17 protein-coding genes are annotated in these 14,428 nt (G+C 50.1%); 4 read left to right on the plus strand and 13 right to left on the minus strand.

From position 1 onward, the window contains the following. Window positions 1-97: 97 nt before the first annotated feature. The 7 genes from F459_RS0113160 to F459_RS0113190 all read right to left on the minus strand — a co-directional run bounded on the left by F459_RS0113160 (window position 98) and on the right by F459_RS0113190 (window position 7,114). A complete protein-coding gene (locus F459_RS0113160; RefSeq protein WP_020613190.1) occupies window positions 98-1,105 on the minus strand; it encodes a BMP family protein in 1,008 nt (335 codons plus the stop codon). A gap of 251 nt (window positions 1,106-1,356) precedes the next feature. Continuing rightward, a complete protein-coding gene (locus tag F459_RS0113165) occupies window positions 1,357-2,571 on the minus strand; it encodes an MFS transporter (protein ID WP_020613191.1) in 1,215 nt (404 codons plus the stop codon). Beyond that, window positions 2,564-3,970 (minus strand): amidohydrolase family protein, encoded by a 1,407-nt coding sequence (locus F459_RS0113170; protein ID WP_020613192.1) that lies wholly within the window; start codon window positions 3,968-3,970, stop codon window positions 2,564-2,566. Before F459_RS0113170 ends, F459_RS0113165 begins: the two co-directional genes overlap by 8 nt. A 23-nt stretch (window positions 3,971-3,993) precedes the next feature. Next, complete coding sequence (locus F459_RS0113175) at window positions 3,994-5,013, minus strand: RibD family protein (RefSeq protein ID WP_020613193.1); 1,020 nt, start codon at window positions 5,011-5,013, stop codon at window positions 3,994-3,996. Between the two features lie 47 nt (window positions 5,014-5,060). After that, entirely contained in the window at window positions 5,061-6,101 is a 1,041-nt protein-coding gene (locus tag F459_RS0113180) for a LacI family DNA-binding transcriptional regulator (protein WP_020613194.1), read from the minus strand. Window positions 6,102-6,198: 97 nt separating this feature from the next. Next, window positions 6,199-6,546, minus strand: a complete 348-nt coding sequence (locus F459_RS0113185) for a cupin domain-containing protein (RefSeq protein WP_013255244.1) — start codon at window positions 6,544-6,546, stop codon at window positions 6,199-6,201. Window positions 6,547-6,586: 40 nt separating this feature from the next. After that, window positions 6,587-7,114 (minus strand): PaaI family thioesterase, encoded by a 528-nt coding sequence (locus tag F459_RS0113190; RefSeq protein WP_013255245.1) that lies wholly within the window; start codon window positions 7,112-7,114, stop codon window positions 6,587-6,589. 37 nt (window positions 7,115-7,151) lie between these two features. On the opposite strand from F459_RS0113190, the gene F459_RS0113195 reads away from it, so the two are divergent. Further along, window positions 7,152-7,670, plus strand: a complete 519-nt coding sequence (locus F459_RS0113195; RefSeq protein ID WP_020613196.1) for a gamma carbonic anhydrase family protein — start codon at window positions 7,152-7,154, stop codon at window positions 7,668-7,670. A gap of 49 nt (window positions 7,671-7,719) precedes the next feature. Here F459_RS0113195 and F459_RS0113200 read toward each other — a convergent pair whose 3' ends face one another. The 6 genes from F459_RS0113200 to F459_RS0113225 form a co-directional block, all read right to left on the minus strand. After that, entirely contained in the window at window positions 7,720-8,595 is an 876-nt protein-coding gene (locus F459_RS0113200; protein ID WP_020613197.1) for a hypothetical protein, read from the minus strand. Window positions 8,596-8,692: 97 nt separating this feature from the next. Beyond that, on the minus strand, window positions 8,693-9,487 hold the full coding sequence (locus tag F459_RS0113205) for an SDR family NAD(P)-dependent oxidoreductase (protein WP_020613198.1): 795 nt from the start codon (window positions 9,485-9,487) through the stop codon (window positions 8,693-8,695). A 117-nt stretch (window positions 9,488-9,604) separates the two neighbouring features. Next, complete coding sequence (locus tag F459_RS0113210; RefSeq protein ID WP_020613199.1) at window positions 9,605-9,886, minus strand: DUF4491 family protein; 282 nt, start codon at window positions 9,884-9,886, stop codon at window positions 9,605-9,607. Continuing rightward, complete coding sequence (locus F459_RS0113215) at window positions 9,876-10,271, minus strand: ACT domain-containing protein (protein ID WP_026295026.1); 396 nt, start codon at window positions 10,269-10,271, stop codon at window positions 9,876-9,878. The genes F459_RS0113210 and F459_RS0113215 overlap by 11 nt, the downstream gene beginning before the upstream one ends. 131 nt (window positions 10,272-10,402) lie before the next feature. Continuing rightward, the gene (locus F459_RS0113220; RefSeq protein ID WP_020613201.1) at window positions 10,403-10,702 is read right to left on the minus strand and encodes a hypothetical protein; all 300 of its coding nucleotides are present in this window, start codon (window positions 10,700-10,702) and stop codon (window positions 10,403-10,405) included. 1 nt (window position 10,703) lies between these two features. After that, the gene (locus tag F459_RS0113225; protein ID WP_020613202.1) at window positions 10,704-11,186 is read right to left on the minus strand and encodes a fasciclin domain-containing protein; all 483 of its coding nucleotides are present in this window, start codon (window positions 11,184-11,186) and stop codon (window positions 10,704-10,706) included. A gap of 281 nt (window positions 11,187-11,467) precedes the next feature. On the opposite strand from F459_RS0113225, the gene F459_RS0113230 reads away from it, so the two are divergent. Genes F459_RS0113230 through F459_RS0113240 form a run of 3 tightly spaced genes read left to right on the plus strand, consistent with a single transcriptional unit; the run spans window position 11,468 to window position 14,422 of the window. Next, window positions 11,468-12,358, plus strand: coding sequence for a hypothetical protein (locus tag F459_RS0113230; RefSeq protein ID WP_020613203.1), 891 nt, complete (start codon window positions 11,468-11,470; stop codon window positions 12,356-12,358). A gap of 10 nt (window positions 12,359-12,368) precedes the next feature. Beyond that, entirely contained in the window at window positions 12,369-13,070 is a 702-nt protein-coding gene (locus tag F459_RS0113235) for a response regulator transcription factor (protein WP_020613204.1), read from the plus strand. Further along, window positions 13,067-14,422, plus strand: coding sequence for a sensor histidine kinase (locus F459_RS0113240; protein WP_020613205.1), 1,356 nt, complete (start codon window positions 13,067-13,069; stop codon window positions 14,420-14,422). Before F459_RS0113235 ends, F459_RS0113240 begins: the two co-directional genes overlap by 4 nt. The last annotated feature ends 6 nt before the right edge of the window (window positions 14,423-14,428 follow it).

Below are 14,428 nucleotides of genomic sequence, written 5' to 3' on the forward strand. Positions count from 1 at the left end.
TTCCAAATCTGTTTTCGACGTGTGGATATTTGCAGACAGGACGCACAGGTATACGCGCCCCGTCTGCAATTTTACGTGATTGATTTTGGTGAAAGGGTTAGTTAACCCTCTTGTGCAGCGTACCAGCCTTCATAGCTTCGAAATCGGCCATAACCTCATCCTTAAGCTCGGCAGGAACCATTTTTGACCAGGTTCCAGGATATTCGACACCGTCGGCGACCCCCCATACCTTGGACATTCCCTTCCAATTTCCTTCTTTGAGCATTTTGCCCTGCATCAGGATCATATCGGGAACACTCTGGACCATGGAGGTAAGAACGATATCAGGAGCAAGACTGTTGAAATCACCGGACCATCCGATCACATAGGCCCCCCGCTCTTTGGCCGCCTGAATGGCACCAACGTCACAAGCGTCACCGATGGCAACAATAACATCAACACCATTGGCAATCTGCGCAAGGGCCGCTTCTTTACCCTTGTTGACGTCGGTCCAGCTACCGGTATACGCAACGGTAAAACTTGCCTTGGGATTAACTTCCGCAATGGTTTCTCTCAGCATGTCGATCTCGGCCAGGGTGGTAGGAATTTCCATGGCACCGATGAAACCGATTTTGTTGGTCTTTGTAAATTTTGCGGAAAGCTTTCCAGCCAGATAAGATAACTCGCCGAGACCAAAGACGCCGGAACCGACGTTATCGGCCTGAACTTCACCACCAACCTGATAGAATTTTACATTGGGGAACTCGGGGGCCACTTCCATGATTGAATCACCGAATTCAAAACCGTGACCAATCACCAGGTCATATCCCCTCTGTGCATAATTCCGAAGGATAGACTTCTGCTGAGACTGAGGAACCATCTCGGTATATGCAATTTCAAAACCGAGTTCGTCCCGCAGCCGCGTTAATCCCTCGTATGCGGACGTATTCCAACCACCGTCGTTGATGGGACCGGACATCAACATTGCAACTTTGACCTGAGCAGGCGCATCAGACGAAGTAGTATCGGCGGCTGGGGCCGCATCCTGCTGTCCGCCGGCAAACAGAACACCGGTGCACAGTACTGCAATGACCATCATCGCAATAAGAATCTTGTTTCTCTTCATACCCTTTTTCTCCTTTTTTTCGGGGCTGGGTCACCCCTATGTATGTATGCAGCAAACCGCTGCCAGGGTACTGAGCCACGGAACATCATACACCTATATGTATAGATGTATAGATGATCTTGCAAATATTATCCCCTCTTTCTCTCCTGCTGTCAACACGGACTTATTTATTTTTGAGAACGGTTTCAGATACTATATACAGAAACACACTATTTTATCCACCATAAGGGAAAAATGAATGTCACAAAGAACTATCGGGCGGCGGTCCGACCTTTTCGCTCTCCCCTTGCCAAAACGCTAAGAAAGGGAATCGTCATGATAAAGAGGGCCATAGCGGCAAAGAGAACGGGAAAAGAGAAGAGGGAAAGGGCCGAGCCGAAAATGAAAATGCCAAAGGCATTTCCGCCATCAATGGCACTTTCTTGAAACGCAAGAGCCGAGGCTCGAAGCCTGGCAGGAACGGAATCGACCACCTTGGCAATCAGGAGTGCAAGAGCCCCGGCATACCCGACACCGGAAATAACGGCGGAAAGATAGTAAAGCAGACGGGGCGAAACTTCCATAAAGGCAAGGATGGCACAACCGGCGGCAAAAGAGAGAAGAACGGGACCGAGAAGCCGGTCGCGCCCCAGCCTGTCGGAGAGGGCCCCAAGCGCCATGGTCCCCAAGGCCCCCAGGGATTCCCGTATGGTGAAATAGAAGGCTGGATTACCGATAGAGGGAAAACCAAGCGCATATCCGGTAAGAAAGGTAAGCAAAATTCCACTTGCCATGCTCAAGGCAAAAATTCCCAAATATGTGCTCCGCAGCTCCGGAATACGAAAAAGATCAAACAGCTCTCTGACGGAGACGCCTTTTTCCTCATCCGGAGAAGCTTGGTGTGGTTCTCCGATTTTTTCGGGGAGCGTAAGAATCAAAAGTGTTCCAGCCACCCCGCAAAGAGATGAAGCAATAAAAAACGATGCAAATCCAAAGTTTTGAATAAGCGTCATGCCTAGTGCAGGAGCAATCATGACCGATAAGGTAACAGCCGTTCGATACATTCCGATGCCTGTTCCCCTAAGCTCATCCGGAGTGTGGTCGGCAACGTAACTGGTTGCAGCGGAGAGAAACGTGGCCATCCCTATAGCCTGATAGACGCGAAACAGGGCCATGACCACAAGGCTGGGGCTGAGCCAGATACCGATAGGCGCCGTGGAAAAGACAAGGGAACCGATGAGAAGAGAGAGCTTCCGGCCTCGACTGTCGGCAAGGGATCCAAGTAGAAACCGAAAGAGTACGGAAAAGAGGGTAAAAATCGCCGCCTGTACTCCAATGGCGAAATCCCCGCCGCCTGCATGTTTGACATAGAGGGGAATAAGCGTAAAGCTGGTCATAACCGTCGAAAGCTCGAGGAAACCGGCAAGATATACGGTACTCAGCTCTTTTCCAAATATTTCTCTTCTATGCAAGAAGATACTATTCATCGCATCTTCCCATTCGTCGTCCCCACTGAACATTACCGAGGCCCGACCGACGTATCAGCGAGCTTGCAACACGTTGAGTCTCCCTCCGTATCAAAGCCTCATCGGCAGTTACAAGTATTCCATTCTCGAGCAGGGGGCGGCCGGCAACCACCGTTGTTTCAATATTTGCCTGTGTCGAGGAATAGACCAGTGATGAAATCGGATCATGCACCGGAATCGACCGAACATGTTCGGGATTGTAGATGAAAAAATCGGCCTTTTTCCCGATCTCCAAACTTCCTATCTCCTTCTCCCTCAAGAGGGCTCTGGCCCCTCCAAGGGTAGCCATTTCAAGGACCTCCGCAGCACTGACTACCGAGGCATCCTTTGAAACAAGCTTGTGAAGAAGGGCCGTCGTCTTCAAAAGCTCAAGGGTATCCTGGCTATCGTTGCTCGCAGCCCCATCGGGGCCGAGACTGACGGGAATTCCTTCCTGCAAAAATCTCGGTACCGGTGCGGTGCCGGAGGCAAGGATCATATTGGAGACGGGACAGTGGCAGACACTGACGCCGTATCGCTTGAAGCGTTCGATATCCCTTTCAGTCACATAGACACTATGAACCGCCACAAAATCGGGACCCAGCATGCCGGTTTCTTCCAGAAGGTCTATCGAACCGATTCCGTAGTTGGCATGAGCATACTGATCGTCATCTTCGGTCTCTACCAGATGCATGGTGATGGGAATTTTCCACTTATCGGCAAGTTCCCGGGTAAGCTGGTAGCCACGGCGACTCAGATCCCAGATAATTCCCGGGGCAACAGAGATGCTTATGGAGGGATGATGCTCATATCTGCAGCAGAGATCGTCGCTGTCGCGGATAAACGCATCCTCACTTTCGGTCCATTCGCAGGCAATCTCGGGGGAAAAGCCGGAAACATCGGTATGACTCTTACTCAATACCCCCCGAATACCAAGATCCTCGTAGGCATCAAGAACAGGCTGGTCGAGTCCCGGCACGGCATGGCAATACTGAAAATCCGTTACCGTTGTGGTCCCTGTTCTGAGGGCCTCTGTGAGCCCGGTCATCGCGCCCCAATACATGCATTCCGGATCGTAGTTATGCAGCGCAACCCTCACCGAGCTGTTGAGCCACTCAAAGAGGGACTTATCCCGTCCCAGTCCCTTGAGGAGGGTCTGAAAGAGATGGGTGTGCGTGGTGATAAAACCGGGAAAGAGGAACCTTCCTGAGGCATCGATTCGTTTCTTCGCCAGATAGCGGCCGGCAAGTTCCTCATCGGGACCAAGATCGATAATGGTGTCTTTTGCAACGGCAAGAGAACCATTTCCTATTATTCGCCGCTCGGGATCCATGGTGATCACATAATCGGCATGCTCGACAAGAAGATCGATCTCCCTCATTGTTTCCTCCTCTCCAAATAGGCTTAGTACTTGTAGCTGTTCAGATCCACTTCCCTATTCACGCCGTAAGAAAGTCTCTGTCGGGTATACATGAAAGAGGGCCCATGCGTGGCCAGGGTAAGGAGCCTCGAATGAGGGTGAGCCTCGCAACCGAAGGGTGAGCCGCTGTTCGGGGTTATCGGCCCACCGGCAAACACCATTGAATAGTTGATGAAGAATTCATCGAGCATAGACTGCCGCATCAAAGCCGAGGTGTAACTGGGGGATTCAATCAATAAGCGATGGAATCCGGCAAGTCGAAGCAACTTCAATAGGGCGGAGGCGTCAGGCCGTACCCCTTCTCCGGTAATAAAAAGCGGAACCTCATCGGCAGAAAGAGAGGCAAGGAGCCTGGCAGCCTCCGCTCCCGCCTCCTTATCGACAGAAACAGCATTAAAGAAGGGGCCTATCTCCCGAAGCTTTCTCGGAAAGCAGGAAGCAAGATAGGAGGCACCGGCAGGACCGGTGGCAATGGCTATGGGAAACCCCTCTTCCGGATCAATGTTGAAAATCAAATGACGAAGCGGAATATCGGTGGCGTCGAAGGAAACAACGATATTCATGGGATGAATCGGTTTTCCCAGCAGGTTTACCCGCTCTTTCGCAAGCTCGGGATCAAAAATGTGGCTGGTGTTGTTGGCTTCCGTCTGAAGGGTTCGGGCACCGAGGATAACAGCGTCACTATAGGCCCGTAAGGCGTTCAGTATCCAGAAATCGGCAAGAGCCCCGTTTGGATCGAAGAAATTGTTTTTGGCAATAACCGGTCCTGCCGGCATATCGGCAAAGGCCATCTTTCCGTCGGAAGAGAGAACGATAGAACTCATAACATAAGGTCGATCCGCCGGTGCCGGGGGAAAAAGCAGTTCATCGTACACGGCTTTTACCTTCGGCAGGGCCGCGTCCGACGAAGATGCAGCTATAGTTCTTAGCCTCTCATCATCCCGATAGCAAAGATTAAGACTGACTTGGTCCGTCGGGAAATCAAACGTAACCAACTTCTCCATAAAGCCTTTCGCCTCCTTTTACGCTCCCCCAGCAGGGGTACAGGGTTCTATATACTATGCAACTCGGTTGTAGAATTGCGCTGGATCAACTCCAGAGGAATGACTTTTCGAATAATTCGCCTATCCTTCAGGCGAAGGCGGCGAAGAACGGCTCTGGCCGCAAGCCGACCAAGCCGGTAGTTGGGATATTTCAAGGTTGTCAGCGAAGGATAGATAAAGGGGCTACTTGGTGCATTATCAAAACCGGTTACCGATAGCTCTTCGGGAATTCGTATTCCAAGCTCGCGGGCCCCTGCCATCGCTCCGAGTGCGATGAGATCGGTAGAACAGATGATTGCCGAGGGACGCTGAGTTCTTTTCACCAGCCTCAGCATGGCCTCATAGCCGCCGTGAATGGACCAGTCGCAAAAGGTATTGTACTCGGGATGCCAGGGAAGTCTCAGATGATCCAAAGCGTCTTTAAAATAGTCGAAACGTAACATGGCGGAGCTGTTCCCGAAGGCGCCTCCTATATGTCCGACCTCCTTATGGCCCAAAGCAGCAAGGTGTTCCGCCAAGAGGCGCATTCCGTACCGCTCATCGCTTACAAAAGTGTCGACCTTAGTGGGGATTTCCGGGCGGGAGATCAATGCAACCGGCATTTTTTCCGCAAGCGCATCGAAATCAAGTTCTCTTCCTGCAGAAGCGAGGAAAATGGCTCCCTCCACCATCTTATGGGGCAAGAGCTCATAAAAGGTCTGTTCCCTGGCAAAATCCTCGTTTGAATCAAAAACGATGGCGTCATAACATCCTTCATCAAGGACCTCGATGATGCCCCGCATCGCCTCGTTCATTAACGGGTTGAGAATTGTCGGAACAACAATGGCAATAGAACCAACCTTACGGCTTCCCAGGGCCCTGGCAACCGGATTGGGAACGTATCGTAGTTCCTCTATTGCACGGTTAACCCTCAGACGTTTATCCTCGGTTACGCTTTCCGGGTTATTCAGAACCCTGCTTACTGTAGAAATTGAAACCCCAGCCAATTTGGCAACGGTTTTGATTGTGACGGTTCCCCTTTGTTCACTGCCATCCTGTATGACGTCCACGAACTTTCTCCTTTGAAAACGTTTTTGAAAATGGTTTCAAAGGAGATTGTATCTACAACCGCCCCATCTGTCAATTTTTATACGATTCCATATACGATCAAGCATCGCCCTCCGGGGGAACAATGCAGATAAAAGAAACATCACTCCCCTGATCCGCACGAAACTGGTGTTCGAGCCCGGGTGAAACATACGCGATGCTTCCCTTTTTTATCGGATATTCATGTTCACCAAGCAGCAGTGTTCCCTTGCCCGAGGTGATATAGTTTATATGGAGCCAGCCATGGCTATGGCGAGGAGTAAAACCACCCGCTTTCAGGTGGAACTGCCGCATCACATAATCATCCCACCCTTCTTTAGGTCCGATAAGTACCTGCTTTCTCACACCCTTTAACTGATCTCCGGAAAGTTCAACCACGGGGACATCATCTTCATGCGATATAAACATAGACGCTTCTCCTTTGCTATGTATTTGCAGTTTATTTCGATCAGGATTTATTTTGATCGGGCAATGCAATAGATTCGGGATCGTTCACCTCGGAAATAACACGCCAATCAAGTTCATCCTCCAACCCTTCGCCAGTGATCTGCTCGAGACTCATCTTCAAGTAGCGACCGGTAGCCTCCACGGCGACAGTTCCGTCGGGAAGAAAGAGTTCACCACTTCCCTCGAAGAGCCTGCCGCGATCACTGGTAATTCGTCCGACGGCACGAAGTTCGACACCAAGCGGGACAGGTTTGCGAAAGCGTGTGGTAAGGTCAACCGTCACCCCCCACACCGTACCCCCTGCACCAACGGCAATTGCCCTGCCAATGGTCTCATCGAGGATGGAAGCGGCGATTCCCCCGTGCAGTCGGCCGGGATAGCTCTGGTGCTCCTCTCCCGTGCTAAAAACCGCTACGAGCTCACCATGCTCAATTGAGTAGAACCGAGCCTTCAGCCCAAAAGGATTCTGCATACCGCAGACAAGACACATCCGCGAATTTTCCTGTTTTCCTGTTACCTTGTATTCCATAACGGAGCTATAGTATCATGAAAGCCGGAGGAAACCAATGATTTACGACTACCAAGGCACCTATCCGGATACCGGTGCAGGAGCTTTTATTGCGGAAAGTGCGGATATTGCCGGGGCCGTTACCGTGGGAAAAGACGCCTCTATCTGGTTCAATGTCTCGATTCGTGCAGATCTGGCTGAGATTGCTATTGGCGACAGGAGCAATATACAGGACAATGCCATCGTCCATGTCGACAAGGAGAAACCTGTTGCCATCGGTTGCGGGGTAACCATCGGACACGGAGCCATCATTCACAGCTGTACCATTGGTGACGACTCTCTTATCGGGATGGGAGCGATCATCATGAACGGCTCTGTCATCGGAGAAGAGAGTATTGTCGGTGCCGGTGCCCTTATCACGGAACATAAAACATTTCCGGCAAGGAGTCTCATCATTGGTTCTCCGGCGAAGGCGGTCCGAACGCTTACAGAGGAAGAGATCGAAGCGATTAAAGAAAATTGCAGAGAGTATGTTGCATTGGCGGAAAAGTACCATCGCAAGGAGCGGGAGAACTAAAACCGGGAAAACAGCACTTCGCATGCAGTTTCCCATACAAACCATAAGATCAGGGGTATGGCACCGGCACTCCCCGTAATTCCACCATCTCGTCGGTATGATAAAAACTGAAGGAAAGAAGTGCCATAGACAAAATGGTATTTGTCGGCCGACGAAATCTGATGTCAGCCATGGTTGGAATTCCAGGCGGGAAAGAAACTCCGGCGGCAAGAGAACCGCCATCCCCCAGATCGGCATATTGGTACTCATTGCCTTCCCTGTCTATGATTCGTGCCGAATAAGGATAGAGAACAAGCTTCCGTTCCTCACCTTCCCCGTTATTTCCCGTAAAGGTGATGACAAGCCGTTCCGGTCTTTTTTCTACGGCAACAAGGGTAAAGCGGATCCCATTCACCGACGAGGTAAAATCCTGCTGAACCTCGGGCGCGGCCGCTTTTCCTTGCTGCTGATCAGGCTCTGCCGTGAGGTTCTGATCAGTAGAGACAATCCCAACACGAAAATCTACCCAACCACGGTACTCTTTCAAAGTATGCGCATCAACGAGGGAAAAACCAAGGCCGTAGCTCCCCTCCGGAATGGTCGACGGCAGGCTTATCGTCACTACCTCGGAAAAATTCCATGAAGGATCTGAACTCCTCCTGCTTACCGGCGTAAAAGGAGACGCCCAGATAATCTTTCCATCGGAACTTTGGTAGTAATATTTCCACTTAACCTGCCCCTCTCCCCATTTTACCCCGAGATTGTTGACCAGAATATACACGTACATCGTCTGACCGGGAGAAAAAAGCGGCTCAGAAACCCGCTGAAAACTTGATGCCGAGCCGGTATTTTCCTTAACGATCCACATCTGATCGACAGATTCGGCAAAGAGAGAGACGTTCCAGAAGAAGGTGAGAAAAACAATTCCCAGTATCACCTTTTTCATATTTTACTCCCATAATCCTTTGAGTGAGAGTATACACCATCCCCCGGGTTTTTCAAAAATCTTCTGTCGCTTTGCATCCGTTGAAAGTCAGAACGGATTACAGCACCATGCCGCCGTCCACAGATAAGGATTGTCCCGTAAGGTATCGGCTGTCACGGGAAGCCAAAAACGATACAACTCCCGCCATTTCCCAAGGTTCGGCAAGCCGCTGCATGGGGCAGTCGCGAGCCCGCATATCGAGCCATTCCTGTGCGGTCATACCATCCCTTCCTCCGACCACCCCGGCAACCGACTTAACCATAGCTGTTAAGGTATTCCCCGGGCAAAGGGCATTGCAGGTTGCACCGTAGGGGGCAAGTTCCATTGCTACGGAACGTGTCAAACCTATTACCCCGCTTTTGCTTGCAGAGTACTCGGCAGAGGCAGGCCAGCTTGTTTTTCCCGCCATCGAAGAGACGTTGATGATCGAACCGGACTTCTGCTTCATCATAACAGGAGCCACCGCCTGGTTGTACAGGAAGGTGCCGGTCAGATTTATATCGAGAAGGCGTTTCCACTGCTCATAGCTAACATCCGCCAGGGGAGCTCCGGTGTAAAGCCCGGCCGAGCAGACCAAGATATCAATGCTGTCGAACTGAGCAAGGACCTCCTTGATCACCGCTGCCGCCCCCGTTTTATCGGTCACATCCTTCATGATGCTTACGGCCTTCACGCCGAATTTCTCACAGGCTTCGACTGTCGACCTGTTCTCTTCCTCTTTCAGATCGACACAGACGATATTCGCCCCCTCCTCGGCAAACCGAAGGGCACAAGCCGCTCCTATACCAGTAGCCGCCCCGGTAATCAGGGCAAGTTGTCCGTTAAAACGTTTCATTCCGGTGACCTCGCTCATGTATCATTCATATAGATGTATATACATCATATGAATAATACCTCGTCGTGTTGTAGGTGTCAATCGTAGATATTATAAACAGAGGAACGCCTGCAAGGCCCGCTATCCGAGCGCAACTTATTTCCGCTCTTTCTTCGGAAACCATCCCTTCTCAACCCGGCGTTTCTGGTGAAAGAGTTCGCCGATGCTCCAGAATGAAGAAAATCCGGCCACGCCGAGGATGGCAGAGAGAACGATCTGTCCGATATAAAGGGAAAGGCCGCAGAAAAGAAGCCCGGCGATAAGAAACAGCGGCCAAATTTTTGTTCCGAAGTGATACTCGCCCTGGATTACCAGGGGATGAAAGAGGCCAATCAATACAAAGGCGGCAAGGCCGATTAGGATGCCCTCAATGTGCACGGTTTGCCCCCTCCTCCTCCAGAAAGCAAAACTGCCCCAAAACCCTTCCTGCCGTTTCAATATCAGCTCCCTTGACCAAAAGGTAATCGGTATCAAAGGTGGAAAGGGCAAACACAGGAATCCCTGCTTCGGCAAGAGGAAGGGTAAGGGAGGAGAGAATGCCGGTGAGCGAGAATTCCAGGGGGCCTTCGACCTTGAAAGCACGCCAGCCGCCTTCCATGGTTACACCGTCGGGAACCCTCTGCTGAGAACAAACAACGGAAAGTTCATCACCGGTTCGGGTAATAGAGACAAATTTCTCGTCTCCGGTCCACGACGGCACAGGGGCATCGTGCTCCAAACGACATATCGCAAGGATCTGTGGTAGTAGCGTTAGGTGCAACATAGGCTTAAGCATAGCGAAAAAGGAGAGAAACGAAAAGTCCGGCCCACCCATAACAAGGCAAGCCGGACAAGAAACAGAGACAGAGACGAACGGGCTTTGTCTATATCGTCTCAATCAATACGCATTCATACTTATTCATTTGTTTCGATGTTCTCCCCTTCTTCAGCATCGGCGGCACCTTCGGTCGTGCCTTCGGAGGGCAAAACATCATCCGAATAGGATTCCTCCTGATCGGGGATTTCGAAAAGATCCTGTTCGGGGGCCACATCGGGGCTCTCGGGAGCAGGTTCGGCAAAGGCAGGAGGATTTTCGTTTTCCGGCACCGGAGCGGCGACGGTATTCTCCTCCTCATGCCGGCAGGAAAAAATGCCGACCAAAAGAAAGGATGCTGCAAGAAGCAGAAACACATGTCGTACGTTTTTCTTTATCATACTATTCCTCCCCCTTTTCAACAGCGTCGGAGGGGCCGGAAACACTATACACGGAGATCAATTCGGTACCGAGATTCTTCTCGCTTGTCAAAACAAGATCACCGATATGGACACGTCCATCACTGTCAAGCGCTACCGATAGGGTGTCGCCGCCGAGGGTGATGACCTTTTCACTGGTTCGCAGTTGATCGTAGCTTAGGGCGCCTATAAGGATATGCCCCTTTAGGAATCGATCGACTGCCTCTGCATCATCGCTTGCCTGAGCCGTTATTGCCTCCAGGGTTTCATTCGGCGGAACCAAAAAGGTAAGCGCTTCATTTTCAGCAAGAAGTGCTTTGATATCACCCTCGTTAATCAGCTGGGCAAAGCGGGCGAAATCTGGATTGCTATCCATAACTTGTGTCAGGGAGTCATTAGCCGACACAGCAAAGGCCGACAATAAAAATGCGATAGATGCACCAATAATCATTATCCGTTTCTTCATACTATTCTCCTTCATGTTAAAGTCTTTTCAATCGATCACAATTAACAAATCTTCCGGCGTATCACCTCCTTACCCGTTTTCTCAATCTACGGATAAGTTATATGCCGGATATCAAGCTGACTTGGGGTAATTGTTAAGCTTTTGCAAAGATGTAACGAGATTTCGGCCTCTTCGGTAGACAGGAGAGCGGAGCTTTGGTAGATAACAGTGCAGCGTTGATATGATTCCAAAGGGTATATGTTTTATACAGAAACGGATCTGTCAAAAACGAGGTATGAATTATGAATCGTGTGAAAAAAATTATTCTTTTCCTTCTTTTTTTTCTTTTTCTTCCCTGGATTCTATGGGCACAAGATAGCGCCACCGATGCTCCTGAGCCCTGGACACAGCACCTTTGCGGCAATGTAGTAAGCCTTTCCGAATATACTGGACAGGCCCTCTCATCACTGGCCCTGAAGCGGACCATTCTCTTTGACGAGCATAATAGACCGCAAACAGAAAAAGGTTATGGTGATGGGGGTGCTCTTAAAAACAAAACAAGCTTTGCCTATAACGATGCGGGGCTTATTGCAGAAATTGTGGGTTCGGGGGCGGACGGCGGTTTCCGCTGGAAGTATGCATATCAATATGATGAAAAGAACAAACTTTTGCGCGAATCCTCTTTCGATGCGCAAATGCAGCTGGAATGGTACGATATCTATCGATATAACGAAGAAGGAATTTTAATTGAAAAAGTCAATTATCAGGCGGACGGATCGGTCAACTTGCAAAACAGCTATCAGTACGACGATCAAGGCCGCATCTCACTCTGGTTGACCCTCTACTCGGACGGAAAACTGCTCAAAAGGGTGGCTTTTTCCTACGATCAAACCGGTAAAGTTACAAAAGAGGAGCGCTATAACGCAAACGGTCTCTATGAGCAGGTCCAATACAGCTATAATGAAACGGGGCAGCAGACCAGAGCAACGGTATCCGATCCGGAAGGCGAGATGAAAGAGACAAACACCCGCCTTTACGATGAGAGGGGCAATCTGTATCGTGAAACGGTACGAAATGTAGAGACAAAGGAAGAGAGCAGTACCTCATATATCTATGATCCGCAGGGAAACTGGGTTCGAAAGCGGGAAGCCTCGGGTAACTACATCTTGCGAGAGCTTAACTATGCCCGGTAGGAGATGAAAGGTGGCGTGCATACTCTTGATCGAAGACAACCCATTTATTCGCGAGGCTTTGAGCGGATACCTCCAACTGGAGGAGCATCAGATTGTGGAGTTTGAGGGGACGAAAGGCGTTATAGAAACAATCAAACGCGATATTGCAGATCTTGTGATCCTTGACATCATGCTGCCAGATGGAAACGGCTTCTCGCTGGCAAAAACAATTCGGGAATTTTCCAATGTTCCGTTGATGTTTTTAACAGCAAAAGATTCGGAATCCGACCGCATTCTCGGCTTCGAAATGGGAGCCGACGACTACGTAACAAAGCCCTTCTCTACAAAGGAACTGGTCCTGCGAGTGCAGGCCCTTTTAAAGCGGTATACATACGGCCGCTCGGAACTTACAGGTAAAAACAGTTGGTACTGTGAAGAGCATAAACTTGAAATCGATCAAAAGACCCATCACCTTCTCATAGACGGCAGCGAGGCATACCTGACAGGTGCCGAATGGAAAATACTCCTTTATCTTGCAAAACAGGAAAGCATCGTCGTTTCCCGTGAAAGAATTCTGGCCGAATGTTTGAATTACTTTTTCGAAGGATCGGAAAGAACCGTTGATACACACATTGCCAATCTCAGATCAAAATTGGGAGAAGGAGAATGGATCGAGACGGTTCGCGGCTACGGATATCGCTTTCAAGGCCATAGGGACAGGGAAGAGGGATGAAAAGCATCTTTTCCAGAACCTTTTTCGGCCTCCTCGCCTCTTCTCTCTTTGTCCTCACCGTTATGTCGTTCATGGTGGGATTTGCCATAAAAGCCTCGATTCTCAATTGGAACGAGGGGAAAAAGGAGGAGCTGGAGGCCCTTCTCATACCCATCATATCCAAGGTCCACAGGCTCAACGGAGGACTGTCGGAAGGAAGCCTGGAGAGTGCACTTACCCCATACATGACCGACTCACTATACGTATATGTCTTTGATGAACAAAAACGTCCGCTCTTTCTTTTAAAACAGGGAAAACGACTTACACTTCAGGAGTTGGAAAAGGAAGAGGGACCGCTCCAGGCCCTACTTCACCAATCCCAGCCCCTGGAAATCCGGGATGGAGATAATGTAATAGGGTACCTGGCGGTAGATAGTGTCGACTTTTTTGCCTATGAGGCGAATAGACAATTTGTTGCAACAATGCGCCGGGCAGTCACCACCGGAACGATCATCACCACAGGGCTCACGTTGGTATTTTCGCTTCTGTTCTCATCATCCTTTTCACGACAAACCAAAGGGCTCGTGAAAGGGATAACAGCCATGAGCAAAGGAGCCCGTAACGTAGATTTTCCCAGTCTGGGAACGAGGGAGATGAACAAAATTTCCCAGTCCGCCCTTGATCTCCAAAGCCAGCTGTCAAAGGAGGAAAGTCTAAGAAGGCAGTGGATGCAGGATATCTCACACGATTTGCGAACCCCCATCACCGCCATTAAGGCCCAATTCGAAGCGATGCTGGATGGGGTGCTCGATATCGGCAGGCCTCGTCTTGCAAATCTCCTTACGGAACTAAACCGTGTAGAGACACTGGTACGGAACCTTCAGGAACTCAGCCGATATGAGTCGCCGGAGATGAAGATCAATGCCCACTATTTCCAGGCCTCAGCCTTTCTTGATGATATCAGGGAACGCTTTGCCCTTCTTGCCGGGCAAAAGAAGATAACGCTATGCTGCGAGGGGAAAGAGTTCTGGTTTTTGATTGATGAACACCTTATGCAGCGTTGTGTCTCCAATATTGTTCAGAATGCCCTTCAGCACACGCAGCCAGGCGGAACCATTCGAGTAACATTGGAATCGGAGGTGAAGGATGTCGTCCTGATCGTCGAAAACAGCGGCCACATTGCAGCACGTGATCTTGATCGAATGTTTGATCGTCTCTATCGGGGCAACAGTGCCCGTATGGGAGGCGGATCGGGTTTGGGGCTTTCGATAGCAAAAGCCATTGTAGATCTTCATCACGGCAGAATCCGGGCGGAAAACAGCGAAACAACGGCACGATTTATTCTTTTCTTTCCCGATCGAAGGCGATTATAGGATAAA

Origin of the sequence: Sediminispirochaeta bajacaliforniensis DSM 16054, from assembly GCF_000378205.1 — a bacterium.
Classification (GTDB): Bacteria; Spirochaetota; Spirochaetia; order DSM-16054; family Sediminispirochaetaceae; genus Sediminispirochaeta; species Sediminispirochaeta bajacaliforniensis.

Coding starts and splice junctions, on each gene's coding strand:
- F459_RS0113200 (WP_020613197.1), bottom strand. CDS start 8,595: ATGAAAAAGGTGATACTGGGAATTGTTTTTCTCACCTTCTTCTGGAAC.
- F459_RS0113190 (WP_013255245.1), bottom strand. CDS start 7,114: ATGGAATACAAGGTAACAGGAAAACAGGAAAATTCGCGGATGTGTCTT.
- F459_RS0113230 (WP_020613203.1), top strand. CDS start 11,468: ATGAATCGTGTGAAAAAAATTATTCTTTTCCTTCTTTTTTTTCTTTTT.
- F459_RS0113215 (WP_026295026.1), bottom strand. CDS start 10,271: ATGTTGCACCTAACGCTACTACCACAGATCCTTGCGATATGTCGTTTG.
- F459_RS0113175 (WP_020613193.1), bottom strand. CDS start 5,013: ATGGAGAAGTTGGTTACGTTTGATTTCCCGACGGACCAAGTCAGTCTT.
- F459_RS0113170 (WP_020613192.1), bottom strand. CDS start 3,970: ATGAGGGAGATCGATCTTCTTGTCGAGCATGCCGATTATGTGATCACC.
- F459_RS0113185 (WP_013255244.1), bottom strand. CDS start 6,546: ATGTTTATATCGCATGAAGATGATGTCCCCGTGGTTGAACTTTCCGGA.
- F459_RS0113160 (WP_020613190.1), bottom strand. CDS start 1,105: ATGAAGAGAAACAAGATTCTTATTGCGATGATGGTCATTGCAGTACTG.
- F459_RS0113225 (WP_020613202.1), bottom strand. CDS start 11,186: ATGAAGAAACGGATAATGATTATTGGTGCATCTATCGCATTTTTATTG.
- F459_RS0113205 (WP_020613198.1), bottom strand. CDS start 9,487: ATGAGCGAGGTCACCGGAATGAAACGTTTTAACGGACAACTTGCCCTG.
- F459_RS0113240 (WP_020613205.1), top strand. CDS start 13,067: ATGAAAAGCATCTTTTCCAGAACCTTTTTCGGCCTCCTCGCCTCTTCT.
- F459_RS0113195 (WP_020613196.1), top strand. CDS start 7,152: ATGATTTACGACTACCAAGGCACCTATCCGGATACCGGTGCAGGAGCT.
- F459_RS0113165 (WP_020613191.1), bottom strand. CDS start 2,571: ATGAATAGTATCTTCTTGCATAGAAGAGAAATATTTGGAAAAGAGCTG.
- F459_RS0113220 (WP_020613201.1), bottom strand. CDS start 10,702: ATGATAAAGAAAAACGTACGACATGTGTTTCTGCTTCTTGCAGCATCC.